27 protein-coding genes and 2 tRNA genes are annotated in these 26,827 nt (G+C 33.1%); 17 read left to right on the forward strand and 12 right to left on the reverse strand.

The genetic code is table 11. The annotated features are described in order from the left end of the window. Positions 1-342: 342 nt before the first annotated feature. Positions 343-1,044 (forward strand): RsmE family RNA methyltransferase, encoded by a 702-nt coding sequence (locus ABIN61_07325; protein MEO0294013.1) that lies wholly within the window; start codon positions 343-345, stop codon positions 1,042-1,044. A gap of 23 nt (positions 1,045-1,067) precedes the next feature. Here ABIN61_07325 and leuS read toward each other — a convergent pair whose 3' ends face one another. From leuS to ABIN61_07375, 10 genes are read right to left on the reverse strand one after another with little or no spacing between them, the layout of a single operon-like run. Next, positions 1,068-3,479 carry a leucine--tRNA ligase gene (leuS, locus tag ABIN61_07330; GenBank protein MEO0294014.1) on the reverse strand — a complete coding sequence of 804 codons (2,412 nt, stop codon included), beginning with the start codon at positions 3,477-3,479 and terminating at the stop codon, positions 1,068-1,070. A gap of 16 nt (positions 3,480-3,495) precedes the next feature. After that, positions 3,496-4,857, reverse strand: a complete 1,362-nt coding sequence (locus ABIN61_07335) for a hypothetical protein (protein MEO0294015.1) — start codon at positions 4,855-4,857, stop codon at positions 3,496-3,498. Then, positions 4,854-5,264, reverse strand: a complete 411-nt coding sequence (locus tag ABIN61_07340; GenBank protein ID MEO0294016.1) for an SLBB domain-containing protein — start codon at positions 5,262-5,264, stop codon at positions 4,854-4,856. Before ABIN61_07340 ends, ABIN61_07335 begins: the two co-directional genes overlap by 4 nt. Before the next feature lie 41 nt (positions 5,265-5,305). Continuing rightward, a complete protein-coding gene (locus ABIN61_07345; GenBank protein ID MEO0294017.1) occupies positions 5,306-5,551 on the reverse strand; it encodes a hypothetical protein in 246 nt (81 codons plus the stop codon). Then, positions 5,548-6,627, reverse strand: coding sequence for a flavodoxin-dependent (E)-4-hydroxy-3-methylbut-2-enyl-diphosphate synthase (gene ispG, locus ABIN61_07350; protein MEO0294018.1), 1,080 nt, complete (start codon positions 6,625-6,627; stop codon positions 5,548-5,550). Before ispG ends, ABIN61_07345 begins: the two co-directional genes overlap by 4 nt. After that, on the reverse strand, positions 6,605-7,528 hold the full coding sequence (gene miaA, locus ABIN61_07355) for a tRNA (adenosine(37)-N6)-dimethylallyltransferase MiaA (GenBank protein ID MEO0294019.1): 924 nt from the start codon (positions 7,526-7,528) through the stop codon (positions 6,605-6,607). Before miaA ends, ispG begins: the two co-directional genes overlap by 23 nt. Further along, positions 7,525-9,120: a DNA mismatch repair endonuclease MutL gene (gene mutL / locus ABIN61_07360; protein ID MEO0294020.1), complete on the reverse strand. Its 1,596-nt coding sequence runs from the start codon at positions 9,118-9,120 to the stop codon at positions 7,525-7,527. Before mutL ends, miaA begins: the two co-directional genes overlap by 4 nt. Continuing rightward, entirely contained in the window at positions 9,121-10,560 is a 1,440-nt protein-coding gene (locus ABIN61_07365) for an RtcB family protein (GenBank protein ID MEO0294021.1), read from the reverse strand. Positions 10,561-10,610: 50 nt separating this feature from the next. Then, positions 10,611-11,018, reverse strand: coding sequence for a secondary thiamine-phosphate synthase enzyme YjbQ (locus ABIN61_07370; protein MEO0294022.1), 408 nt, complete (start codon positions 11,016-11,018; stop codon positions 10,611-10,613). 15 nt (positions 11,019-11,033) lie between these two features. After that, positions 11,034-11,699, reverse strand: coding sequence for a SagB/ThcOx family dehydrogenase (locus tag ABIN61_07375; GenBank protein ID MEO0294023.1), 666 nt, complete (start codon positions 11,697-11,699; stop codon positions 11,034-11,036). 171 nt (positions 11,700-11,870) lie between these two features. Here ABIN61_07375 and ABIN61_07380 point away from each other — a divergent pair. From ABIN61_07380 to xseA, 16 genes are all read left to right on the forward strand, one after another. Further along, positions 11,871-11,944: transfer RNA gene (locus tag ABIN61_07380), tRNA-Arg, on the forward strand. A 19-nt stretch (positions 11,945-11,963) separates the two neighbouring features. Continuing rightward, entirely contained in the window at positions 11,964-13,226 is a 1,263-nt protein-coding gene (gene eno / locus ABIN61_07385) for a phosphopyruvate hydratase (GenBank protein MEO0294024.1), read from the forward strand. Continuing rightward, positions 13,198-13,527, forward strand: coding sequence for a septum formation initiator family protein (locus ABIN61_07390; GenBank protein MEO0294025.1), 330 nt, complete (start codon positions 13,198-13,200; stop codon positions 13,525-13,527). The genes eno and ABIN61_07390 overlap by 29 nt, the downstream gene beginning before the upstream one ends. After that, a complete protein-coding gene (acpS, locus tag ABIN61_07395) occupies positions 13,524-13,880 on the forward strand; it encodes a holo-ACP synthase (GenBank protein ID MEO0294026.1) in 357 nt (118 codons plus the stop codon). The genes ABIN61_07390 and acpS overlap by 4 nt, the downstream gene beginning before the upstream one ends. A gap of 43 nt (positions 13,881-13,923) precedes the next feature. Then, a tRNA-Val gene (locus ABIN61_07400) sits at positions 13,924-13,997 on the forward strand. A 49-nt stretch (positions 13,998-14,046) separates the two neighbouring features. Next, on the forward strand, positions 14,047-15,975 hold the full coding sequence (gene thrS, locus ABIN61_07405; GenBank protein MEO0294027.1) for a threonine--tRNA ligase: 1,929 nt from the start codon (positions 14,047-14,049) through the stop codon (positions 15,973-15,975). Positions 15,976-16,002: 27 nt separating this feature from the next. Beyond that, complete coding sequence (gene infC, locus ABIN61_07410) at positions 16,003-16,539, forward strand: translation initiation factor IF-3 (protein MEO0294028.1); 537 nt, start codon at positions 16,003-16,005, stop codon at positions 16,537-16,539. 160 nt (positions 16,540-16,699) lie between these two features. Continuing rightward, positions 16,700-17,062 carry a 50S ribosomal protein L20 gene (gene rplT / locus ABIN61_07415; GenBank protein MEO0294029.1) on the forward strand — a complete coding sequence of 121 codons (363 nt, stop codon included), beginning with the start codon at positions 16,700-16,702 and terminating at the stop codon, positions 17,060-17,062. Next, positions 17,052-18,059, forward strand: coding sequence for a phenylalanine--tRNA ligase subunit alpha (gene pheS / locus ABIN61_07420; GenBank protein ID MEO0294030.1), 1,008 nt, complete (start codon positions 17,052-17,054; stop codon positions 18,057-18,059). Before rplT ends, pheS begins: the two co-directional genes overlap by 11 nt. Beyond that, positions 18,043-20,025 (forward strand): phenylalanine--tRNA ligase subunit beta, encoded by a 1,983-nt coding sequence (pheT, locus tag ABIN61_07425; GenBank protein ID MEO0294031.1) that lies wholly within the window; start codon positions 18,043-18,045, stop codon positions 20,023-20,025. The genes pheS and pheT overlap by 17 nt, the downstream gene beginning before the upstream one ends. After that, positions 20,022-20,201 carry a hypothetical protein gene (locus ABIN61_07430; GenBank protein ID MEO0294032.1) on the forward strand — a complete coding sequence of 60 codons (180 nt, stop codon included), beginning with the start codon at positions 20,022-20,024 and terminating at the stop codon, positions 20,199-20,201. Before pheT ends, ABIN61_07430 begins: the two co-directional genes overlap by 4 nt. Next, positions 20,201-20,443 carry a cell division protein ZapA gene (locus ABIN61_07435; GenBank protein MEO0294033.1) on the forward strand — a complete coding sequence of 81 codons (243 nt, stop codon included), beginning with the start codon at positions 20,201-20,203 and terminating at the stop codon, positions 20,441-20,443. Before ABIN61_07430 ends, ABIN61_07435 begins: the two co-directional genes overlap by 1 nt. 57 nt (positions 20,444-20,500) lie before the next feature. Continuing rightward, positions 20,501-22,051, forward strand: coding sequence for a ribonuclease Y (gene rny / locus ABIN61_07440; GenBank protein MEO0294034.1), 1,551 nt, complete (start codon positions 20,501-20,503; stop codon positions 22,049-22,051). Between the two features lie 20 nt (positions 22,052-22,071). Next, a complete protein-coding gene (locus tag ABIN61_07445; GenBank protein MEO0294035.1) occupies positions 22,072-22,863 on the forward strand; it encodes a TIGR00282 family metallophosphoesterase in 792 nt (263 codons plus the stop codon). Further along, the gene (locus tag ABIN61_07450; GenBank protein ID MEO0294036.1) at positions 22,847-23,665 is read left to right on the forward strand and encodes a bifunctional 5,10-methylenetetrahydrofolate dehydrogenase/5,10-methenyltetrahydrofolate cyclohydrolase; all 819 of its coding nucleotides are present in this window, start codon (positions 22,847-22,849) and stop codon (positions 23,663-23,665) included. Before ABIN61_07445 ends, ABIN61_07450 begins: the two co-directional genes overlap by 17 nt. A gap of 16 nt (positions 23,666-23,681) precedes the next feature. Continuing rightward, complete coding sequence (xseA, locus tag ABIN61_07455) at positions 23,682-24,866, forward strand: exodeoxyribonuclease VII large subunit (GenBank protein MEO0294037.1); 1,185 nt, start codon at positions 23,682-23,684, stop codon at positions 24,864-24,866. A gap of 2 nt (positions 24,867-24,868) precedes the next feature. Here xseA and ABIN61_07460 read toward each other — a convergent pair whose 3' ends face one another. Both ABIN61_07460 and ABIN61_07465 read right to left on the reverse strand, forming a co-directional pair. Further along, positions 24,869-26,467, reverse strand: coding sequence for a lamin tail domain-containing protein (locus tag ABIN61_07460; protein ID MEO0294038.1), 1,599 nt, complete (start codon positions 26,465-26,467; stop codon positions 24,869-24,871). A gap of 149 nt (positions 26,468-26,616) precedes the next feature. Further along, the coding region (locus ABIN61_07465; GenBank protein MEO0294039.1) for a hypothetical protein at positions 26,617-26,827 on the reverse strand (211 nt) is incomplete at its 5' end.

Below are 26,827 nucleotides of genomic sequence, written 5' to 3' on the forward strand. Positions count from 1 at the left end.
AGAAAGGATAGAAAGAGAATTCTTTGATATAGAAGTCTTTGAAGGGAAAGAGCATTTCTTTCATAAAGTCAATAATTATCTATTTTTCTTTAATACGATGAGAAAGAACTCAAACAAGAATGATAAAAAACTTTAGAGATACTTATTGAGAGAAACAAATCTCCTGAACTTGTCCACTTGTTTGCGGCGGATCTTGATAAACTCCTGGAGAAGAAAATGGATGTGACTCTTGATCTGGAATTAGACCTTGTGAATGTTAAAATATCTCAAAGTGTCCACCACCTGCCTTGGAAGGTCTGGAAAAACTTGCTTTTACAAAAAATTAAATTATAATGCTCGCATATGAGATTAAATTACTTTATTGGTCAGTTTGATTTTTCAAAAAAAGAAATTGAAATAGAAGAAAAAGAGATTCTTCATAAAATAAAGAATGTATTAAGACTGAAAGTAAAGGATAAAATCTTATTGGGCGATGGAAATATGAACGAGGTAATAGTAGAAATTTCAAAAATAGAAAACAGAAAAATTTCGGGGAATATAGTAGAAAAAAGAAAAAATAATTTAGAACCTCAAAAAGAGGTTAATTTATTCTGCGCTCTTTTAAAAAAGGATAAATTCGAACTCCTTTGCCAAAAAGTAACTGAAATTGGTACCAGAAGAATTTTCCCAATCATTTCTAAAAGGTCGCTAAGATTAAATTTAAATTTTGAAAGATTAAAAAAAATTATTAAAGAAGCCTCGCAACAGTCATTTAGAGGATATCTCCCGGAATTGAACGAACCAATAGAATTCCAAGAAGCTATTTTAAAATGCAAAAAAGGAGATTTAAATTTAATTTTTGATAAAAATGGAAATAAAATTGATAATAAAATTTTCAAAGGAAAAAATAAAATTAATATTTTTATTGGACCAGTTGGCGGATGGGAAAAAGAAGAAATAGATTTTGCAAAAGAAAATGGCTTTTTAATTTTAAATTTAGGAAAGTTAAATTTAAGAGCTGAAACAGCTGCAATTATAGCTGCCTTTCTCTCTATTAATCTATAATAACCTTATACATTTTAATATTTTTATATTACAATGTTAAGAAGCTTATCTTCGATAAAAATGATTTTCTTAGGCTTATCTGTGTCTAAAAAGCGTCTTACGTTTGGATGTTCCTTTGCAATAGCAAAAGCCTCATCTTTATTAATCCCTTTCTTCACTTCTATTCTTCCACGGACTTTCCCATTTATCTGAACCACCAATATATACTTATCTTCAATTATACCTTTTGGATCAAAAGAAGGCCAATCCTCAAAGAAAACAGATTCTTTATCTCCAAATCTACAATACATCTCTTCTGAAATATAAGGAGCAATTGGAGACAATAGCAAAAAGAATCTTCTTAGAGCGTATTGAAATAAATCATCTTTCTTTTTGTAACTTAAAATGGTATTTAAGAACTCCATTAAAGCAGCAATAGCTGTATTGTAACTAAAATTTTCAATATCTTCCGTAACTTTCTTGGTGGTCTTTTCTGTCTCTTTATAAAGAAGTTCTTCTTTATCAGACTCACTTAATCTAATCTCTTTCTTGTTAAGATCTTTCACTCCGAGTTCATATAGCCTTGTTAGAAATCGGGTAGAACCTTTTATATCTTTTTCCTTCCAATCGATGTCACACTGAGGAGGACCAAAAAAGAACATTGCGACTCTTGCTGCATCTATTCCAACTCTGTCAATCAAAGCTTCAGGGTCTACCACATTACCTTTAGATTTTGACATGACTTCCCCTTTTTCATCTCGCACCATTCCTTGATTAAAAAGTCTTACAACAGGTTCATTCACAGGAGAATAACCAAGCTTATATAGAAACTTAGTAAAGAATCTCATATATATCAAATGTCCTGTCGCATGTTCTGCTCCCCCAATATAAAGATCAACAGGAAGCCATTTCTCAGCTTCCTTTTTATCGAAGATTTCTCTTTCGTTTCTTGGATCAAGATACCGAAAATGATACCACGCGGAATCTACAAAGGTGTCTGCTGTATCAGGATCCCTTTTCGCTTTCCCTCTACATTTAGGACATTCCACCTTGCCAAAACTTGGATGACTCGCTAAGGGCGAACGGGCCTTCGGAATAAAATCAACTTCCTCTGGAGGAGGCAAAAGAACAGGCAAATTCTCTTCCGGAACAGGCACTACTCCACATCTCTCACAATGAATCATCGGTATTGGAGCACCCCAATACCGTTGCCGAGAAATTAACCAATCCTTCAAGCGATAGTTCACAGATTTATATCCAAGTCCTTTACTCTCAAGATATTCTATTATTTTATTTGAAGCTTCAATAGAATTCATTCCGTTAAACATTTGAGAGTTGATTAGGGTTCCGGGATCAGTATAAGCTTTATCAGCAAGTGGAGTAGGTCCTTTTATCACTTCTTTTATTGGAAGGTTATATTTTCTTGCAAATTCAAAATCTCTTTGGTCATGGGCTGGAACGCACATAACAAGACCTGTTCCGTAGGAACCAAGAACAAAATCTGCAACAAAAACCGGTAATTTTTCTCCTGTTAAAGGATGAATTACCTTAACTCCTGTATCTACTCCAGTTTTTTCTCTATCTTCCCTTGTTCTTTCTATATTACTTAAAAGTAATGATTCTTTAATATATTTTTCAACCTCTTCATTTTTTTCAGCGATTTTTTCTGCAAGCTTACTTTCTGGAGATATACACATAAAGGTTACGCCGAAAATAGTATCAGGACGAGTTGTAAAAACTTTAAACTCTTCTCCATTTTCAAGATGAAACTTTATTTCTGCTCCTTCTTTCCTACCGATCCAATTTCTCTGCATTTCTTTTATATTCTCTGGCCAATGTTCCAATTTATCTATATCCCAATACAATTCTTCTGCATATTCAGTTATTTTTATAAACCATTGAGTCAGTTTCCTCTTCCCCACCTCAGAATGGCATCTCCAGCACTTTCCGCTTTCTACCTGCTCATTTGCAAGAACAGTCTTACACCCAGGGCACCAATTTACATAAGCTTCATCTCTATATAGTAACCCTTCTTTGTAAAGCTGAATAAGAAGCCATTGAGTCCATTTGTAGTATTGTGGATCTGAAGTCGCTATCTCTCTTTCCCAATCATAGCTAAGACCTATTTTTTTTATAGTTCTTTTTGCTGTTTCTATATTATCATAAGTCCACTTTTTTGGACTTATATTTCTTTTTATAGCTGCCTCTTCAGCAGGAAGCCCAAAAGCATCCCATCCAAAAGGATGTAAAAGATCTTTTTTCTTCATTTTTTCCCATCGCCATCTAAGGTCTCCGAAACAATAATTTCTAAAATGACCCATATGGATATTACCAGAAGTATAGGGCCACATCTCCATAATGTAATATTTGTTTTTAGGAAGCGTTGGAGTTTTAAAAAGCTCCAACTCTTCCCATTTCTTTCGCCATTTCTCCTCAATCTCTTTAAAAGGATACATAAAGGAAAGTAACTTTTTATTTTTTCTTTAAATTATCGATTTTCCTTTGTAATTCTAAGAGTTCCTTTCTTTTAGCTTCTATTCTACTTGAAAGATCAATCTCTTCTCTTCTTTTAGCAACTATTCTCTGCGTTAACTCAAGCTCTTCTTGTTTTTGAGCCTCTTTTTTCTTGGTTTCTCCTAATAATCTATCAAAAAGAAGTTCCTCTTCCTCTGAAACTTCTTCTAAAGATGCTTCTTCTACTTCCGTAGGAATAGAAATATTCTTTTTCTTCTCTTCAAGAAGTTCTATTTCTTTCTCCAAATCTTTTTGAACTTTTTGTTTTTTCGCTACTTCTTCTGTAAGTTCTACTTTTTTTACTTCTAATTCTTCTATTTCTTCTTTTAAGGCTTGTATTTTATTTTGGAGATCTGGGGACATCTTAAAAACAGTCGATTTCTGAGCACTAGAAACCACTTCAGCTGATCTACTTAATAAACTTCCAAACAAAAACAGAATAAAGAAAGAAACTCCTGAGAATGTTAAATATTTAGGTTGAAAAACAGACTTTATTTTATAATAAAGATTGGAAAGGGGTGTAACTTTTTCTCCTCTTTCCGGGATGTTTACTAATAGATGAAGAGTAGCTACCTTCCTACCTTCGTATTCAATTGGAAATGAATAATAATTCTCATCATTTTTATACCTTTCTTCTTTAATCCATTTACCATTCTTCAAATTATTTATATCCCATACCAAAGTTCCGTTTTCAGATAAGATGGTTAAATGGGCAATATTTCCCTTTTTGGTTACTCTTTCTACAAAATTTTTAATACCTATTTCATTCTTCTCCACCACATAACCTCTTGTAATATTTGAAGCTGAAAGAAGAGAACCATAATTTTCCCATCCAGCCGAGTAGAATCTTTGAGGTGTCGGTTTATTTTTAATAATAAGATATAAATTTCCAATAACTTCTTTTTCAGACTCGTCGCTAAAGATATTAATCTTCACTTTAGAGAGTGTATCTACAATCAAAAAATCTTCCTTAACGCCTTCATTCCATCCCTTATACTGAGTCCCTCGGACTTCTTTACTATTTGTCCAAAAAACTTTATTGTTTTTATCTACTATTATTATCTCAGGTTTATTAGGAATACGATCCATCGCCTTTTCCATAAACATAGAAACAAACAAATAATCCTCACTTAAAAAAGCTTCTCTTATATTTCTTTCTAAAACTTTTCCAAAAGAGATCCAGCTCTCAATAACATCTTTGTATTCTAAACGAACTTTTGCCTTCTGAAAAGAGCCAATTTTTTCTGGATGACTTAAATTAATAGAAGTTAAAGAAAGAATGAAACCTAATAAACCTAAAATTAGTCCTTTTTTAATCATTTTTGATTAGGGGTAAAATGGTAAAAATAGTAAGCAACTGCTCCAACAACACCTAAGAACTTTGTAAAATCCCATACCTTAGAAGAGAAAGATTGGGGAACAAAGACCAAATCACCTGATTCGAGAATTGGGGGATTCTTTCTCTTACCACTTAAATAACCACTTACATCAAAAAAAGAAATCTCTTTTTCACCTATTGCTCTAACCAACTTAACCTTTGAGAGATCGGATCTTGGGGTAGGCCCCCCTGCAAAAGAAATTGCTTCTACGAGGTTTGTAGAAGGAGTTACATAATAAATTCCAGGTTCCTTAACTTCTCCCCATACTTGAACTTTTAAGTAACTCCCTTCTATAGGAAACTGCATTTGTGGTATACTTAAAATTAGTAATCCAAATAAAATTATCATTTTTTATTAATATAATTTCATTTTTTTTGATTGTCAAGGTTTTATCTTTCATCCTTAGAACAGATCATTTCAATCTCTGAAATTTTAATAAGAAGAAACTTCTCGTCTTTTACTTCTCCATTTTGAAACTTTACCACTGCATCTGTCATAGGTAAAAATCCAGATTGTCTGGATAAAGCTTGAAGCGCATCTGTTAACCTTGCATTAACAGGAATATGAACATTACCCCTTATTATATAACGAGAAGTATATAATTCTACATGTTTTTTTTCTTTTTCTACTTTCATTGCCATTTTTCTTCCTCCTTTATTAATTTATTTAACTCAGAAAGAAAAACTTCTACAATTTTCTCCCCTTTTACTACAGCTAATTTTTTTCCTTTTTTGAATATCACAGCTGCGTTTTTACCTCCAGCAATTCCTATATCCGCTTCTTTTGCTTCTCCAGGACCATTCACAGAACAACCCATTATAGCAATAGTTATAGGAAGGTGAATCCTTTTCACTTTTTCTTCCACTTCTTTCACTACATTTTCAATATCAAATTGCAGTCTTCCGCAGGTTGGACAAGAAATTATCCTTGGCCCAAAATTTCTTAAGCCAAGAGCAGAAAGAATATACTGGGCTATTCTTACTTCTCTTAATGGATCCCCTGTAAGAGAAACGCGAATTGTATCTCCTATTCCCTCTTTCAATAAAAATCCAATTCCAATTGCGGAATAAACCTCTCCCCTACCTCCAGAAGGACCTGCTTCTGTAACACCAATATGGACAGGATAGTCTCTCTTTTCAGAAAAAATCTGATTCGCAAGAACAGTGGTTTTTATATCAGAAGATTTAATTGAAACTACAATGGAATCAAAATTTAAATCTTCAAGTATTCTTACTTCATCCATAACAGATTCAAAAAGAGCTTCTGGTGTAATACCATTAAATTTCTTAATATACTCTTTTTTTACAGAACCAGCATTCGCTCCCACTCTTATAGGAATCCCTCTTTCTTTGCAACTCTTAACAATCTCTTTTACTTTCCATTTTGTGCCTATATTCCCAGGATTAATCCTTATTTTATCAACACCTTGTTTAACAGCTTCAATCGCAAGAAGATAATCATAATGAATATCCGCTATTAAAGGAATCCCTATCCTTTTTTTTATTTCTCCTAATTTACCCGCAGCTTCTTTATCAGGAACAGCTACTCTTACAAGCTCGCAACCTTCCTCTTCCAACCTTTTTATCTCACTTACTGTATCTTCGACATTATGTGTATCTGTTTTAGTCATTGATTGGATAGCAATGGGTTTCCCCCCACCTATTTCTATAGAACCTATTTTAACGCTCTTAGTTTTCTTTCTGTTTTTCAATTTCTCTAATTATATCCTTTTTCAATTTTTCGGAATCATCATAAATTTTTACTCCAGGAAGACTCTTAATAAAAGTAATCTGTCTATTTGCATATTCTTTTGTTTCCTTTATAACCTTCCTTATAATCTCTTCTAAATTTTTATTGTTTCCATTTAAAATATACTCAGCAACTTCTTTATATCCAAGTGAAGTAAAAGAATAAAAATTAGGACTATATCCTTTTTTAAGCAATCTTCTAACCTCTTCAACAAATCCTTCTTTAAACATCATTCTTACCCTCTTCTCAATTCTTCCCTTCAACTCTTTTTTAGATGGAAGAATAGAAAATAGACAAAGAGGAATTCTGTTTTGATTACCCTTTTTCCATAGTTGAGTAAGCGTAAAGCCACTCGCTCTATAAACTTCTATTGCTCTTGCTATTCTCTGTTTATCATTTGGATGAATTCTTCTTGCTGAATCAGGATCTATTTTTTGTAACTCTTCATACATTTTTAAAGTTCCTTTTTTTTCTATCTCTTCTCTCACACCTTTTCTCACTTCATAAGGAATCAAAGGCTCGGGGAACATTCCATTAAGCATCCCTTTAATATAAAATATTGTCCCACCACAAATTATAGGTACCTTTTTCCTTTTTCTTATCTCTTCAATTTTCTTTCTACAATCACATAAAAATTCATAAACCGAGTAAATTTCATCTGGATTCTTTATATCAATTAAATGATGCGGAACTATTTTCCTTTCTTCCTCTGAAACCTTTCCCGTTCCAATATCCATTTCTTTGTATATCTGCCTGGAATCTGCAGAAATTACTTCTATTGGAAATTCTTTCCCTAACTCAAGACAAATAGATGTTTTTCCTGAAGCTGTTGGACCAATTAAAGTTATAACTTCCTTCTTCACCTTAGTAGTTTCTTTTCTATCTCTTGTAAAGTTATCTCAAAAAGAATTGGTCTACCATGAGGACATCTATAAGGCTTATCTGTTGTAAACAAAAGATTTATTAGGTTTTCCATTTCTTCTACAGATAAAGACTCTCCTGCTTTTATTGCGAGGTGGCAACTTAAAGTCCTTAGCATTTCATCAATGGAGGTATCTTTTCCCTCTGAAAGATCTTCCAATATTCCTTTTATTTTATCTTCTGTAATTTCCGGAATTATAGAAGGGATTCCTTCCCAAAGGACTGTATTTCCCGAGAAAATTCTAAAAGAGAAACCCAACTTTTCTAATTTATCTCTCAATTCCTCAAGTTTCAAAATTTCCAAAGGAGTATGTTTTATCTGGATTGGAAACATCAACTTTTGAGATAAGAAACTTTCATTCTTTTTTAAATTATCATAAATAATTCTCTCATGAGCTGCGTGTTGATCAATAATAACAAGACCCACGCTTGTTTGAGCTACGATATAAGAATTATGTAATTGCCAGAATTTAGTTTTATCATCTTTTGTCTCAAACAAAAGATTGTCCTCTTGGAAAGAAAAAAGTTCTTTTCTATAATTACTTCCCTTTCCTAAATACTCATTCAAAGACTTCTTTATAAGAGAAAAAATAAACTCTTCTTCTCTAAATTTCACTTCCCTTTTTGTAGGATGAACGTTTACATCTACTAACTCAGGTAATAAGTCTATAAAAAGAATAAAAGAGGGATTTTCATCTGTAAACGGCGTGTAAAAATCTTTAATTATTTTAAAAATTTTCCCATCCCATACATTCCTTTTATTAACAAATAAAAAATACTTTTTTTGAGAAGGTAGTTCTGGTCTTTGGATCCAACCCATAATTTTGATCCTCTCATCATCACTCACAAACTCAATCGGTAATAAAGAAGAAAAGAAATCCTCTCCTAAAATAGAAAGGATTCTGTCTTCCATTGTGGTAGAGGGTTCATCAATAACCTTTTTTCCGTTGTGATTAAGGACAAAAGAAATTTCAGGATAACTTATACATTTAGGAATGACTTCTCCAAGTATTTTTTTAAACTCCGCATTTGAAGAATGTAGAAATTTTCTTCTTGCAGGATAATTATTAAATAAATACCTTACTATAACAGAAGTCCCTCTTTGCCTCTGTCTAAGTTTTTCCTCCTTTATTTCTCCATTAAAGACTCTTATATATTTTCCTATATCACTTTCAGAACTTTTAGAAAGAATTTCTACTTCAGATACTGCACTTATAGAAGCTAAAGCTTCCCCTCTAAATCCAAGAGAGGAAATAGAATCAAGATCTTCTAAGTCTTTGATCTTACTTGTAGAATATCTCCTAATAACCAAACTAAGATCATCAGGATGAATTCCTATTCCATTATCAGAAACAGCTATAAGCTTCTTTCCTCCTTCTTCTACATCTATAGTAATTTGTGAAGATTCGGCATCTATTGCATTCTCTACCAACTCCTTAACACAAGAAAAAGGACCTTCTACAACTTCACCAGCTGCAATCTTACTTCTAACCTCCTCGGGGAGTTCTATAATTCTCTTATTCTTATTCTCCATTCATCCTTTAACGACCGCTATAGGAATCATTTTAACCACTTTTTTAGAAAGCCCAACTTTATCTACGACCTCCACAACTTCATCTATATCCTTGTATGCATCAGGAGCTTCTTCCCTTAAGGTCTTTACGGACTTTGACTTCACATAAATTCCCTTTTCTCTCAACTCCTTTGTTAAATCTCTCCCGCCAGTTGCCTGAAGAGCTTTTTTTCTGGACAAGACTCTACCAGCTCCATGACAGGTAGAACCAAAAGTTTCTTCCATTGCCTTTTGAGTGCCAAGCAAAATATAAGAAGCTGTCCCCATGTCTCCCGGAATTAAAACAGGTTGTCCCCATTTTGAATATTTTAAAGGAAGTTCTGGATGTCCTGGAGGAAATGCTCTTGTAGCTCCCTTTCTATGAACGCATAATTTCTTTAGTTTCCCATCCACGATGTGCTCTTCTATCTTCGCAATATTATGAGCTACATCATAAATGAGTCTTATCCCAAGGGTTTCTGCGGGTTTCTCAAAAACCTTAGAAAAAGCTTCTCTTAACCGAGATAAAATTATTTGACGATTTGCCCAAGCAAAATTTGCGGCTGCTCTCATTGAAGAAAGATATCCTTTTCCCTCTTCAGAAGTTAAAGGAGCACAAATAAGTTGCTCATCAGGAAGGTCTATTTTGAATTTACTTCTCGCTTTCATCAACTTATTAATCCAGTCACTACAAATTTGATGTCCAAGACCTCTTGAACCCGTATGAATCATTATTGTAACCGAATCTATTTTAAGACCAAACATCTCGGCTGCCTTTTCATCAAAAATTTCTGAAACTTTTTGAATTTCAATAAAATGGTTACCGGAACCAAGAGTCCCGAGTTGCTGTTTCCCCCGCTCAAGAGCTCTCTCTGAGATAATATCAGGATCCACTCCTTCTAAACGGCCTCTTTCTTCTGTATACTCAAGATCTTCATCCCACCCAAAGCCATTTGAAACTGCCCAAAAAGAACCTTCTTCAAGAACTTTCTTAAGTGTAGAAAAAGATACATTAAGATCACTCTCTGAACCTACACCACAAGGAATAAGAGAATATATTTTGTTTATCAGTTCTTCAATTTTCCCTTTTATCTCAGAAGCTAACAAATCCGTTTTAATCATTCTAACGCCACAATTTATGTCATATCCTACACCTCCAGGAGATATAACTCCTTCCTCAATATCCATTGCTCCAACTCCACCAATTGGAAAACCATAACCCCAATGGATATCAGGCATCGCAAGAGAATATTTCTGTATTCCAGGTAAGTGTGCAACATTTTTAACTTGCTCTATAGAATTATCTTCTTTTATCGCTTTAAGGAGGTTCTCCGAGGAAAATATAATTCCCGGAACCCTCATCTTACCTTCTCTTTCTATTATCCATTTATAATTATCTACTTTCTTCATATTCATATTCATATTATTATTATAGAGTTTTTATTCTTTATTTCAATGGGTAGTAATTATTTCTATTCCCCCATAACTTGGACAATTAATCGTCTTGAACGAGGGCCATCAAACTCACAGAAAAAAATCCCTTGCCATCTTCCAAGCTCCAAATCTCCCTTTGAAATAGGAATAACTTCAGAACACCCAATAATTGAAGCCTTTATATGACTATCAGCATTCCCCTCGGAATGTGAATAACCTACCCCCTGGGGGATGAGTTCTGATAATTTATTTAAAATATCATTTTTAACTGAGGGATCATAATCTTCATTTATGGTGACTGCAGCTGTAGTATGAGGAACATAAAGAATAACACAGCCTTCTTTAATTCCGCTTTCTCTTACCACACTTCTAACTTTCTCGGTTACAGCTACAAATTCATTTCTTCTGCTAGTTGAAACTCCAATCTCTACTTTTTTTATAACCATTTCAATCCTCTCTTTTTACTTCTTTCCAAGAGGCATAATATATAAAGGTGATTCTTCTTCAGGTAGTCCAAGAACTTTTTTGACTTTATCATCCCAAAAGGCACCTACCACAACTGTTCCAAGCCCTAAAGCTTCTGCCTGGAGGTAAATATTTTGAGCCATATGACCTGCTTCCATATAAGTGTATCTAATACCTCTTTCTCCATACTTACTTGTTATTCTCTTATAAATACCAGAAATCAGAATGTCAATAGGAGCGTTTTTAACCCAAGATTGACCCAAAGCTGCGGAGGCCAAAGCCTCCCTCTTATCTCCCTCTCCAAGCATTAAAATTTCATGGTTAAATGGGTCATATTTATAGAAACCCTTAGGAAGTGAATTTACTTCTCCTACAACAACATAAATTTCAAGAGGATAAAGTGCGCCTGCAGAAGGACTTGCTCTTAAATTCTCTTCTTTATCTGTAATTCCTCCTGCTGCCCATAAAATCTGGGAAAGATCTTTTAACTCAATTGGTTCCTTTTTATAGGCTCTAACTGATCTTCTTTTAAGAATAGCTTCTTCTACAGAAACATCACTTTTATATCTTGGTTCCGGTAATTTTATCTTCTTATCCATCTTCTCACCTCCAAAAATTTTTAAAAAGTTTAAAAATAATAATAAGATTATCAATTCTCTCATACATACCTCCTCTTTTTTATAATAAATAAAAAGGAATATTAAGCAAGAGGTTTTTTAAACAATAATTCTATTACTTTGATAAGCAACGCCTTAATAGCATCCTTGACAAACAGAATCTATATTGTATAATTCCACTAAGATAGATAAAAACTTTTAATTCAAATAAAAACTGCGCCCGTAGCTCAACTGGATAGAGTAGCGGACTTCGGATCCGCTGGTTGAAGGTTCGAATCCTTCCGGGCGTGGAAAGATTAAGGAGGATAAATGGAAGAAATAATCGTTGATATTAAGGCAAGAGAAATCTTGGATTCAAGAGGAAATCCCACGATAGAAGCAGAATGTATATTAGAATCAGGAGTAATTGGAAGAGCAGCCGTCCCTTCAGGAGCCTCTACAGGAACAAGAGAAGCTCTTGAGCTTAGAGACGGAGATAAAAAAAGATATAATGGAAAGGGAGTTCTTAATGCAGTAAATAATGTCAATAACATTATAGGACAAGAAATTACAGGCAAAAATTGTTTTGATCAAAGACTGATTGACATGGAAATGTGCAAGTTAGATGGAACAGAGAATAAAAGTAAACTTGGAGCTAATGCTATTCTTGCTGTTTCAATGGCAGTAGCAAGGGCCGCAAGCAATTTCTTAGATATGCCCCTTTACCGTTATCTTGGAGGGACAAATGCTTGTGAACTCCCTACTCCTTTCTGTAATATATTAAATGGTGGTAAACATGCAGATAATAATCTTGATATTCAAGAATTTATGATAGTTCCAGGAAACTTTCCTAATTTTAAAGAGGCAATTAGAGCGGCTTGTGAGGTTTTTCATTCTCTAAAAAAGATTCTCTCCGAAAAAGGGTATGTAACAAGTGTAGGAGATGAAGGAGGTTTTGCTCCTAACCTCTCTACCAATGAAGAAGCAATAGAGTTAATACTTAAAGCTATTGAGAAAGCTGGATATAGGATAGGAGAAGAAATTGCAATAGCTTTGGATTCAGCAGCTTCTGAATTTTATGAGGGTGGACTTTATAATTTCGAAGGGAAAAAATTGTCCTCTGACGAAATGATATCTATCTATAGAAACTGGGTAGAGAAATATCCAATTATTTCAATAGAAGACGGTCTTGCTGAAGCTGATTGGGAAGGCTGGGAAAAATTAACTAAAGAATTGGGAAATAAGATTCAAATTGTAGGAGATGACATTTTTGTAACAAATACCTCTATAATAAAAAAAGGTATGGAAAGGAATATAAGTAATGCGGTCTTAATAAAACTTAATCAAATTGGGACTGTTACAGAAACAATTGAGGCAATTCAACTTACAAAAGATAATGGTTGGAAAGCCCTTGTTTCTCACCGTTCAGGAGAAACAGCAGACACATTCATTGCTCATCTTGCGGTTGGTTTAAATACAGGACAAATCAAAACAGGTTCTCTCTCTCGGAGCGAAAGACTCGAAAAATACAACGAGCTTCTTAGAATAGAAGAGGAATTAGGAAATGCTGCAAAATTTAAGAGGTTTTTCTAAAAGGAGTGAAAAAAAGAAAATAAAAGGTAGATTAATCCTAACTTTAATAATTATTGGTTTTATTTATTACCTTTTTTTTGGAACATATGGATTTGTGAACATTGGAAAATTAAAAATCCAGGAGAAAAGGTTAAGGAAGGAAAAAGAAAAACTTATTAAAAAAGAAGAAGCTCTTATAGATTCACTAAGAAAAATAAAAGAAGATAATTTTTTTCTGGAGAAAGAAGCACGAGAAAAACTTGGGATGATAAAAGAAGGTGATACTGTAATAATATTCAAAGAAGAACAAATAATCAAATGATTGGAACAGATATAGTTAAAGTAGATAAAATAAAGAAAATAATAAATCATTGGGGAGACAAATTCATAAATAGAATCTTTACTCTGGAAGAAAAAAAATATTGTGAAAATAAAAGTGATAAATTTCAATGCTATGCAGGAAGATTTGCAGTGAAAGAATCCTTTTATAAAGCAAAAAATCACCCTTACGGATGGAAAGCAATAGAGATAATAAATCAAAAAAAACCCATATTAAAAATATTAAACGAAAAATTAAAAAAAGATTTAAAAGATTTCAGGATTCACTTTTCTCTCTCCCACACAGATGAAGTTGCAATTGCAGTGGTTTTATTAGAAAAACAAAAAATCAGATAGGGAGTTGACAATCTCTTACATCTTTATTATTTTATATATAAAAGGGCGATTAGCTCAGGGGTTTAGAGCGTTTGCGTGACATGCAAAAGGTCAGTGGTTCAAATCCACTATCGCCCATTTAATTTAGAATGAAAAATATTAAATTTTCAATAATATATATAGATGAATGAAACTAAAAATAGAACTTTGCATAGAAGCTAAGGAATTTTCTACCTTAGAAGTAGAAAAAGGGATGCCTTTAAAGGAGATACTTAAAGATAAGAACCCTTCTATTTTTGATAAATTTGCAGGAGCTTTAAAAAAGGGGGTTTTTTTAGATTTTCATACCCCTTTAGAAGAGGGAGGCAAATATATTCTTGTTCCATATAACAGCGAAGAAGCATACCCTGCTTATTGGCATACAACTTCCCACATAATGGCTCAAGCTGTAAAAAGATTATATAAGGATACAACTTTAGCTATTGGACCAGCAATTGAAGAAGGATTTTATTATGATATAGAAAAGAAAACCCCTTTTTTAGATAAAGACTTAGAAGAAATATCTAAGGAGATGAAAAAAATAATTGAGAGTGATTTACCTATTGAATATAGAAAAATAAGCAAAGAAGAAGCAAAGAAGCTCTTCTCCGATAACAAGTTTAAACTCGAACTTATTGAGGAAATAGAAGACAAAGAAGTTTCTATCTACTCTCAAGGAGAATTCATTGATCTTTGCAAAGGTCCACATTTATATTCAACAGGAAAAGTTAAATCATTTAAGCTACTCTCTACATCCGCTTCCTATTGGAAAGGAGATGAAAAAAGAGAATCTCTTCAACGTATTTACGGAATTTCATATCCACAAGAAGAAAAATTAAAAGATTACATAAAAAGATATGAAGAAGCAAAAGAAAGAGATCATAGAAAACTTGGAAAACAATTAGATTTATTTAATATTTACGAAGAAATAGGCTCTGGTCTTGTTCTTTGGCACCCAAATGGAGCTATTATTAGAGAGGAAATGGAAAAATTTTGGAAAAAAGAACATTTAAAAAGAAATTATCAAATAGTAATAACTCCTCATATAGCAAAAGCTGATTTATGGAGAACATCAGGGCATTTTGATTATTATCTTGAAAATATGTACGTCTTCAATAAGGATAATGAAGAATACGTAATAAAACCTATGAATTGCCCCTATCACATCTTGATTTATAAAAAGCAAAAAAGAAGTTATCGAGAACTTCCTCTTAGGCTTGCAGAACTGGGAACAGTCTACAGGTATGAAAGATCTGGAGTCCTCCATGGAATGCTTCGAGTGCGAGGCTTCACCCAAGATGATGCCCATATTTTCTGTAGAGAAGAACAGGTTGAAGAAGAAATCGGCAATGTTTTTGATTTTGCAATGGAAGTGATGGAGACTTTCGGTTACCAAGATTTCGATATCCACCTTTCCGTTCGTGACCCTATGCATAAGGAAAAATATGCGGGAGAAGATGAAGAATGGGATAAAGCCGAATCCGCTCTTATCTCAACCCTTAAGAAAAGAGATATAAAATATAAAAGAGATGAAGGTGAAGCAGTCTTCTACGGACCTAAGATAGATGTAAAAATAAAAGATGCTATTGGTAGAAAATGGCAAGGCCCTACTATACAATTTGACTTTAATCTTCCAAGAAGATTTAAAGCTACTTATATAGGAGAAGATGGAAATGAACATATGGTGTATATGATTCATAGAGCTCTTTTTGGTTCATTTGAAAGATTTGTGGGAGGGCTAATTGAACACTATAAAGGAAATTTTCCAACGTGGCTTGCTCCAGTTCAGGTCTCGTTGCTCCCTATTACAGATGAACACCTTGATTTTTCTCGGAAAGTTTTTAACATTCTAAAAGAGAATGAGATAAGAGTGGAATTAGACATAAGAAATGAAAAACTTACAAAGAAAATTCACGATGCAGAAATAAAGAAAATTCCTTATATGTTTATAATAGGGAAAAAAGAGGTAGAATCAAATATGGTTTCAGTTAGAAGTCACAGTAGAGGGGACTTAGGTAGATTTCTGTTGGAAGATATTATTTTTAAAATTAAAGAGGAAATAAAAAATAGGAGGTAGGTTATTTCAGGGGATAATAAAAAATACATAAATTATGAAATAAAAGCAAAAAAAGTAAGAGTTATTGACAATAATGGAAACAATAAGGGAATTAAAGACACTAAGGAAGCAATTAGGGAAGCACAAGCTATGGGATTTGATCTGGTTCTTGTTGCACCCGATGCAAATCCTCCAGTGTGCAGGATGATGGATTATGGTAAATATCTTTATAAAGAGAGCAAAAAACATAAAAAAGAACGCCAACGGCAAAAACATACTTTGAAAGAAATGAAATTTTTTCCAAAAATTGAAGATCATGATTATAACACAAAGCTAAAACATATTAAAAGATTTCTTTCTAACCATAATCCCGTTAGAATTCAAATATGGATGAGGGATAGAGAAAAAATCCATCCTGAACTTGCAGAGGAACTTGCAAAAAGAATTATTAAAGACACAGAGGAAATCTCAAAATTTCAGGGAGATTTGGAACCTCAAAATAACCGAGTCCAATTTCAACTAATACCAATAGGAGGAAGCAATGCCCAAACTGAAAACAAAGAAAGCGGCAAAAAAGAGATTTAAAATCTCCAAAACAGGAAAAATATCTTTTAAGAGCGTTGGTAAAAGTCACCTACAATCAAAATATCCTAGTAGACATAGACGACGTCAAAAAAGAGAAGACTTTCTCTCAAAAGTTCATGCAAAACTAATAAAGAAATTCATACAATAAGGAGGCCCTCGTATGTCAAGACAAAGAAATGTAGTTCAAAGAAGAAAAAGAAGGAAAAGATTGTTAAAACTTGCGGAAGGATTTTTCAACAAAAGAAAAAATTGCTACAGAATAGCTAAAGAAGCTGTAATGAAAGCTCTGCTTCATGCTTATAGAGATAGAAAAAGGAAAAAAAGAGATTTTAGAACTCTATGGATTGCTCGAATAAATGCAGCAGCCCGACTTAATGATATGTCTTATAGCCAAATGATCCATGGACTTGAACTTGCTAATGTTAAAATTAATAGAAAAGTCTTGGCAGAGATAGCTGTAAAAGAACCTGAGACTTTTAAAGAAATTGTAAAACTTGCAAAAGAGAGTTTAAATGCAGCTTGAAGATCTAACTAAAGAAGCTAAACAAAAACTACAAAAAGCAACTACCATTGAAGAAGTAGAATCAATTAGAATTAGATTCTTGGGAAGAAAAGGACTTCTTACAAAGATATTGCGTTCTATAGGGGAACTTCCAGAAGAGGAAAGACCAAAAATAGGAAAAATTGCAAATGAAATAAAAACTGAATTGTTGGATTTAATCGAAAAGAAAAAGGAAGAATTGATAGAGAAAAAAACTTTTCCTTGGATAGACTTATCTCTCCCAGGAAGAAAACCGGAAATAGGTGGGTTACATCCAATTACAATACTTTGCGAAGAAATTCAAAACGTCTTTATAAAAATGGGTTTTTCTGTTGTGAGTGGCCCAGAGATTGAGACCGAATATTACAATTTTACAGCTTTAAATACCCCAAAAGATCACCCTGCAAGAGATATGCACGACACTTTTTACTTGAAAGACGGAAGGCTTTTAAGAACCCACACCTCTCCTGTTCAAATTAGAGCTTTAGAGAGATACTCTCCTCCTTTAAGAATAATCTCTCCTGGAAGATGTTATAGAGTTGACACCTTTGATCCTTTACACTCCCCTGCATTCACCCAAATAGAAGGTTTATGGGTCGACAAGAACATATCAATGGCTGACCTTTTTGGAACCCTTGATTTATTTGCAAAAGAGATCTTTGGTAAAGATGTAAAAACAAAATTTCTGCCAAGTTACTTCCCTTTCACTGAACCTTCAGCGGAGATGTGGATTGAATGTCCTTTCTGTAAAGGAAAAGGTTGTTCTGTTTGCAAAACTAAAGGAAGAATTGAAATTGCAGGAGCGGGAATGGTTCACCCAAATATTCTTAACTCTCTCGGATATGAAGGCTTTAATGGTTTTGCTTTTGGAATGGGTGTGGATAGGCTTGCAATGACAAAATACAATATTAATGACATAAGATTATTCTCTCAAAATGAACTTCAGTTTTTGAGGCAATTTGATGATAGTAAATTATAACTGGCTTTTAGATTGGGTTGATATTGATACAGAACCTCATAAGCTTCCAGAACTTCTGGATAATATTGGAATAGAGGTAGAAAAATTTGAGTTGATAGAAGGAGATGCAATCTTTGAGATAAATGTTACTCCAAATAGAGGAGACTTATTAAGTGTAATTGGTCTTGCAAGAGAAATTGCAGCAATAAATGGGAAAAGGCTAAAGAAAAACATTGAATATAAGCCTACTTTTCCAGAAAAAGAAATATTAAAAGTTAAAATAGAATCAGAAGAAGACTGTCAAAGATATATTGCAACCCCTATAAGTGATATAAAAATTGGACGTTCTCCTTCATTTATTTCGGAAAGATTGGAAAAATGTGGAATTAGGTCTTTAAATAATGTTGTAGATATCACAAATTATGTCCTATTAGAAACTGGGCAACCTCTTCATGCTTTTGATTTTGATAAGATTGAGAAAGAAATAATTGTGAGAAGAGCAAGAAATGGAGAGAAAATAGTAACCCTTGAGGGAGAAGAAAAAGAACTTTCTAGAGAAAATCTTATTATTGCAGATACAAAAGGTCCTATTGCTTTAGCTGGAGTAATGGGAGGGTTATACTCAGGAATAAGCGAAGAGACAAAAAGAATACTCCTCGAATCAGCATTCTTTAAACCTTCAGTAATAAGAGAAACTTCAAGAAAACTAAAAATTTCCACTGAGTCTTCTTACCGTTTTGAAAGAACTGTAGACATTAACATGGTTGAATATGCCGCTTATTATGCAACTCAACTCTTAGAAAAATATGCAAATGGTAAAATAATGGGAAAAATTGTAGACACCAATCCAAAACCTAAGAGCCAAAGGAAGGTAATGATCTCTTTTAGTAATATTAATAAGTTACTGGGAATGGAAATTGAAGAAGAAAAAAGCATTGATATCTTGAAAAACCTTGGTTTTAAAATAGGTAAAAAATTAGAAGAAAAAATAGAAGTATTTGCTCCATCTTATAGAAATGATATTAAAATAGAAGAAGATATCGCAGAAGAAATTGGAAGATTTGTGGGTTATGACAAAATTCCTTTAAAGTTTAAATACTTAAATTATGGCCCTATATGGTTAGAAAATAAAGAAGTGATTGAAATGAAAAATATAATGGTACATCTTGGATTTTGGGAAGCTATAAATATTCCTTTTATAGAACCAATTTGGAGCGAAAAACCAGAAGAATCTGTCTTTCTTGAAAATCCTCTTTGGAGTAATAAAAACATGTTAAGAAATACCCTAATTCCAGGACTACTTGAAAATGCAAAGAGAAATCTTAATAGAGGAGAAGAAATAGTTAAAATTTTTGAAGTTGGAAGAACTTTTAGAAAAGAAAGTGAAGAAGAAAAAGTAGCAGGTATTATTACAGGAAAGATACCTAAAAGTTGGTACGAAAAAGAACGAGAAGTCGACTTTTATGACATAAAAGGTGTTGTTGAAGCTCTATTAGAAGAAGCTTCTATTGAAGAATATTCTTTTGAAAAATGTAATAATTCTCTTTTCATAAAAGAAAGAGCTTTAAGTTTAAAGTTAAATGGAACTATTGTAGGGAATTTAGGCTTAATTAATCAAAAGGTTTGTAAAGAAGATGTATATGGGTTCGAATTTGACTTAAAAACTCTATTAAGTGCAAGAAAGGAAATTCTATACAAAAAGGCAATTCCATTCCCGACAATAAAAAGAGATATTTCTTTAATTGTAGAAAGAGAAATGCCTTTCGAGAAAATTCAAGCATTGCTTGATCATTCTACTAAAGAAAAAGTGAAAATTAAGCTTATAGATGTTTATAGCAATTCTAAAATAGGAGAGGATAAGAAATCTATCACAATTAGGTTAGAATTCTACAACCCAGAGAAAACCCTTACAGAAGATGAGATAAAAGAGGATATTGAATTAATATTAAAGAATTTAGAAAAAATTGGTGCAACTTTGAGGAAATGACCAATTGGGATCTTGATTATCTTCTAAATATAATAAAAAATTGTAGCAAGATGATAAAAGAACTAAAGCAGGAAAAAATAAATCTAACCGAGAAATTAAAAGAAGAAAAAGAAAAAAAACAAGAAGCAATAAAATTGATAAACCAAATTGAAGAAGAACTAAAGAAGAGGCTATAATGGGGAAAGAAATAGAAGTAAAAATCTTAGGTAAGAAATATTCTTTTATAACTGATAGAACTGAGAAAGAGGCTATTGAAATTGCAACATTTGTAGATGAGATTGGAAGAAAGATAAAGGAAGAAGAACCTTACTCTTCAGAAAATACAATTGCTATATTGATGGCTTTAAATATAGCGGATAAATACTTCACTCTTGCAAACGAAATTGAAAAGTTAAAAGAATGTAATGACTTAAAATAAACGTTTCTTTCCCCAGCCTCTCAAGAAGTAGAAAGAGAGGTTAAAATGGAAGGTATAATGATAATTTTAGTATGCCTCCTCATAGCAGGGGGGTCTTTCTCTTTTGGTTATTTTGTTCATAAGATAAGGGTTCTTAAAAAAATTCATTCAGCTGAAAGTAAAGCCGAAAAAATCATCCGCAATGCCCAAACCAAAAGTAAAGAAATAGAAGAAAAGACCCGCGAGAGATTAGAACAACTCAAAAAAACTCAGATGGAAGAATTTATTGAGGAGACAGAAGCCCAGAAAAGACATCTCGATAGATGGGAGAAAGAATTAGAAAAAAAAGAAGAAGAGCAGAAGAAGCTTAAGGAATTCCTCAGCCAAAAAGAGAAAAATCTTATGCTTAGGGAAAAGGAACTTCAAGAACTTAAAGAAGAAGTTCTTTTAAAGCGGAAAAAATATACAGATCTAGTTGAACTTACAAATAGAAAATTAGAAGAAATATCAAGAATGACAAGAGACGAGGCAGAAAAGATGTTATTAGAAGAAGTCAAAAAAGAAGCGGAGAATAAAGCCATTCAGATTGAAAACGAAATAATAAGTGAAGCAAAGAAAAAAGCAAATAAAACCGCTCAAAAAATTATAACTGAGGCAATTCAGAGATGTGCAATTGATAATGTTACAGAATCCACTGTTTCCGTAGTTTCTCTTCCTTCTGAAAGTATGAAAGGAAGAATAATAGGAAGAGAAGGAAGAAATATAAGGGCTTTTGAAAAAGCTACAGGGGTAGAAATAATAATAGACGACACTCCTGAAGCTGTAACTCTTTCCTGTTTTGACCCTTTAAAGAGGGAAATCGCAAAGATTTCTTTAGAGAAACTTGTTAAAGATGGTCGTATCCATCCTGCAAGAATTGAAGAAATTGTAGAGAAAACAAAAAAGGAATTAGAAGAAAGGATATTGGAAATCGGAGAAGAAACAATTTTCGAATTGGGGATTTCAAAGCTTCACGACGAACTATTAAGAATGATTGGTAGATTAAAATTCAGAACAAGTTATGGACAAAATGTGCTTCAACATTCAAAGGAAGTTGCTTATCTTATGGGTCTTATGGCAGGAGAGCTTGGCCTTGATATCGAGACAGCAAAAAGAGCTGGAATATTACACGATATTGGAAAGGGTATGAGTCAAGACTATTCTGGAAGTCATGCAGAAATTGGAGCAGGGGCAGCACGAAAATTCGGCGAATCTCCTCTCATTATTAACGCAATAGCTGCTCACCACGAAGAAGTAGAACCAGAAACTCCTTATGCTGTTCTACTTCAAGCGGCCGATGCAATTTCAGGAGCAAGACCAGGGGCAAGAAAAGAAACCTTAGAAGCTTATATAAGGAGAGTGGAAGAACTAGAAAAAATTGCCTCCTCCTTTCCTGGGATAAAGAAAGTTTATTCCATCCAAGCGGGTAGAGAAGTTAGAATTGTCGTCGAACCTGAAAGTGTTTCTGATAATGGAACTAAAGAACTTGCCACAAAAGTAGCCAGAAAAATTGAAGAAAATGTTAGTTATCCTGGAGAAATAAAAGTCACTGTTATTAGAGAGACAAGAGCTGTGGATCACGCAAAGTAAAATTTAAATAAGGGCAAAATTTGAAAATACTCTTTATAGGAGATGTTGTAGGAAAACCAGGATTAAGAATCCTCTCGAAATTTATTCCTCTTTATAAGAAAGAGAATAAATACGAATTAATATGTGTAAATGGAGAAAATGCGGCTGGAGGTTTTGGATTAACAAAGAAAAGTGCCTTAAAAATGAAAAAATATGGTTGTGATGTCATAACAACTGGGAATCACATCTTAGATAGAAAAGAAGAAATTGAAGAATTACTTAAATTAGAACATGTCTTAAGACCATTAAACTATGAACCTACTTTTCCCGGAAAAGGGTTTATTACCATTGAGGTGAAAGGGAAAAAAGTCAGTGTTATCAATATTCAAGGACAAACTTTTATGCCTGAAAAACCTAAGACTTTGAATCCTTTCGAAATAATAAAAAACTGTGTTGAAAAATTGGGAAAGGTTAGTCCTATAATAATAGTGGATATCCACGCTGAAACGACCGCAGAAAAGATTGCAATGAGATATTTCTTGGATGGAAAAATTTCTGCTTTAGTTGGCACCCATACTCACGTCCAAACAGCAGATGAAATGATTACAAAAAAAGGAACTGCTTACATTACAGATGTCGGAATGACAGGCGCTTTTGAATCAATAATTGGAATGCAATCTGAACCAGTAATAAAAAAATTTATGGGTAAAAAAGATGAAGCTTTTAAACTCGCAAAGGAAGATGTATGGATGAACGCAGTAGAAATAGAAATAGATGAAAATTCAGGTAAAGCAAATTCTATAAGGAGGATCAAAATTGGAGAAAATTCTTAAAGGTAAAATAGTAGCAGAAAAAATCTTAGAAACTCTTAAAAATCAACCTAAAAAAAGAAAACTTGGAGTCTTAAAAGTAGGGCATGACCCAGGAAGCTCTTACTATCTAAACAGTATTGTTAAAGAAGCAAATAAACTAGAAATCTTAGTAAAAACTATAGACTTAGAAGAGACAACCCCTTCACCTCAAATAAAAGAATATTTAAAAGAAATGGTGAAATCAAAGGAAGTGGATGGAATTCTTATTATGGAACCTCTTCCTAAAGAGGTTAGCTTCCTTGAGTTAATAGAAATAATTGGCAAAGATTTAGATGTTGAAGGAGTCCATCCTTACAATCTTGGGAAATTACTTTTAGGAATTCCCAAAATAATCCCCTCTACTCCTGGAGCGGTTCTCGAACTAATGAAATTTTACAACATCGATCCTACTGGAAAGAACGTAGTGATAATTGGGAGAAGTAACGTGGTAGGGAAACCTCTTGCAAACCTCTTACTTAGAAAATCCTCTCTTGGAAATGCTACTGTTACAGTATGTCATTCTAAGACCCAAAGAATTAAGGAGATTTCGAAACAAGCAGATATTTTAATAGTTGCTATAGGATACCCAGAATTTGTAACTGAAGAGTTTGTAAAAGAAGGAGCTATTGTAATAGATGTAGGAACAAATGAAAAAAATGGGAAAATAGTGGGAGATGTGCACTTTGAATCTGTAGAAAAAAAGGCTATGGCAATAACTCCTGTTCCAGGAGGAATAGGAAGCATTACAACTGCAATGCTACTTTCCAATCTTTATAAATTATAAAAAGAATAAATTGTAAATGCTCATTTACTCAGTAACAGAAATCACAACAGCTATTAGAAAGCAGGTTTCTAATATTGGATGGGTGTGGGTTCAAGGAGAAGTAAGCAATCTTACATATCACACTTCAGGACATATTTATTTTTCCCTAAAAGATGAAACCTCTGTTCTAAAGGGTGTTATTTTTAAAAGCGTAGCTCGTCAACTGGAATTCAAATTAGAAGAAGGAAGAATTTTCCAAGTATACGGAAGAATAGACATATGGGAAGGCGCAAGTCAATATCAAATAATAGGCGAAAAAGTTCTTCCAGGAAAATTTGGCTTTTTCTATATTAAATTTCAAGAGCTAAAGGAAAAATTAGAGAAAAAGGGACTTTTTGACGAAAAAAATAAGAAACCCATCCCCTTATTCCCTAAAAGGATAGGAATAATAACCTCAACTGAAGGAGCAGCAATTAGAGATGTTCTTAAGATCATAAAAAAACGTTTCCCTCTTGTAAGAGTGATAATTCGTCCAACAATTGTCCAAGGAGCTGAAGCTCCAGATGATATAATTAATGCAATTGAAGATTTCGAATCATTTGGTGAAATAGATGTTCTAATCTTAACAAGAGGGGGTGGTTCTATTGAAGACTTATGGGCTTTTAATGAAGAAAAAGTGGCAGAAAGAATTTTTAAATGTAAGATTCCAATCATTTCTGCTGTTGGACACGAAAGAGATTTCTCAATAGCGGATTTCGTTGCTGATAAGCGAGCTGCTACTCCAACAGAGGCTGGACAAATTGTTGTTCCAGATATAAACGAAATTAATAATCAACTAGAGAATATTAAATACAAATTAATAAAATCCTTAAAGCAGAAGTTAGAAGCTCACTCATTACACCTCAAAGCAATAGAAAAAAGTTATGCAATAAGACAACCTTTATATATTTTCGAGCTAAAAGAACAACGGCTAGATTACATTTACGATAAGCTTATTAAAGAAATTAGAACAAAAATTGAAAAAAATAAAGAAAAGCTAAGTAATATTGAAAAAATTATCCAGGCAACTTCATATGAGAGAACCCTTGCAAGAGGATATTCAATAACAAGAAAAGAAGGAAAGATTATAAAAGATTCATCCGAACTTAAAGAAAATGACTCAATCTCTATTATTTTTCATAAAGGCAAAAGTAGAGCAATCGTCCAAGAAATTGAAAATTAACTCTATCTTCCAACAGAAATAACCGTTTTATCTACAACTTTCTCAAAACCATCTATATTCTCAATGAGTAAAAAAACTATGTAAAGATCAATTGGAACAACCTCTCCTTTTTGGTCCTTACCATCCCAAACCCATTCTCCTGTCTCTCCCCCATATAGGTTAGAGTTTTCTCGCAATAAGTGTCCTCTTCTATCATATATTTTTATCGTTACCTTATTCCTCAAATAAGGTAAACCAAATGATATTACACTCATTTCATCTATCCCATCTCCATTAGGAGTAAAATGCTTAGGAAAAACGGCTAAATTTACTTTTTCCTTTTTATATTGTGCAAATATTGAATTCTTTTCTCCAGGACTTCCACCGGGAAAAACAGATGAACCCCAATTAGTTGGATTGCTACTTGAGATCTCTGGATTAACTCTTTCCAAAGAATAATTTCTATTTGCAAAACTCCCTTTATAAAACAAATAGTCCAAAAGAAAACCATCTTTATCAAAAACAAAAACACTATCTCCTTCATTTGAAAAAGATAATTTCGTCTCTAAAAAAGAAAGAGGCCTTTCCCCATAATAATTCAAAAAAGAAATAGAATCAGAAGTTACTACAAGATATCCTTGAGAAGGAATTTCTACTTTTCCTGAAAAATTATTATCTATTCTAAAAGAATCTAAAGAAATCTTATATGGTGTTCTATTAAAAAGCTCTATCCATTCGGGAGCTTTCTCTGGAGCAAACATAATTTCATTTATGACAATATCTGAGACTCCATTTCCTATTCTTATCCTCCTAAAGATAGTTTTACTTATTAAAGTAAAACCTACTAAGTAAACATCATCAAAAGGAAGAGAAAAATTAACTACAAAGGAAGAATCTTTTGGAATATTAAATATAGGAAAAGTGTCAATAAGCTCTCCTATATCAAGAATATTATTCCTGTTTTCATCATTAAATATTTTTATTGTTCCACTTAAGATTTCTTCATAAATATTAGTAAAATAAACTAAAACCTCATTTCCTTCCACTCGAATAGAATCTAACAAAAAATCTGGAGAAGAATAAACAGAATTTTTTCTTCCAGGAGTTGAACCAGAAGGATCTTTTGAAGCTTTCCAGTTTTCTGGAGTATCTCCTCCATAAGGATAAACTCTTTCTACAGAAACCCCATCTCCAGGATTAAAAGGGAAATAATAAGTAGAAATAGTATCACCTTTTGGCGAAATAAGAACAATTGGATCTGTTGTGGCAAGCCCATCTCCAATTGTAGTGTTACTAACAGTTAACAATAAACAAGAAGGAATACCGTAAGGCATATGGTACTCCCCAGAATCTGGATATTCTGGATCCAAAATAAGAGCAAAACCTCCTGGGAGAAGAATCGTGTTAGAATCTCTTGAAAGCAAATAGAAAGGAACAATTTCATCAACAGCGTCAAAATCTGAAATTTTCCATCCCTTTAAGTCTACAGGCTCCAGTCCAAGATTAAAAATTTCAATAAATTCATTTCTATCTTCAGAAGATCCAATTCCACTTGAACCGAGAGGATTAGACATTACCTCATTTATACAGAGATTAGAAAATAAAAAAATTAAGAAAATCATTTTGGTAAATATAAAAGAAGAGACATTTAATGTCAATACTTCTTTTATCAAATGAAAAACAAAAGATGAAATGAAGTCTTAAAAGATAAAGGGCGTCCTTTTGAACGCCCTTTATCTTTTAGCAGGGCATTAGTTCTAAGTGGTTCAGTTTAGAGAGTCTGGATGGTGTATGTTATTACACAACTTGAGGAAGCTGTATTGGTCTCATCACCATCAATCTCAACACGATAATTCTGCTCAAGATGCTGCCAACCAAGAGTGCTACCTGAGCCACTCTCAATCACACTCGGAGAAGTGCTGAAAGATACCCAATTTACTGGAGGATTGTCCGCATACTCAATCTCACTAAGCTCTATCCCA

It is taken from the genome of candidate division WOR-3 bacterium, from assembly GCA_039804165.1.
In the GTDB taxonomy this organism is placed as follows: Bacteria; Hydrothermota; UBA3072; order UBA3072; family UBA3072; genus JAFGHJ01.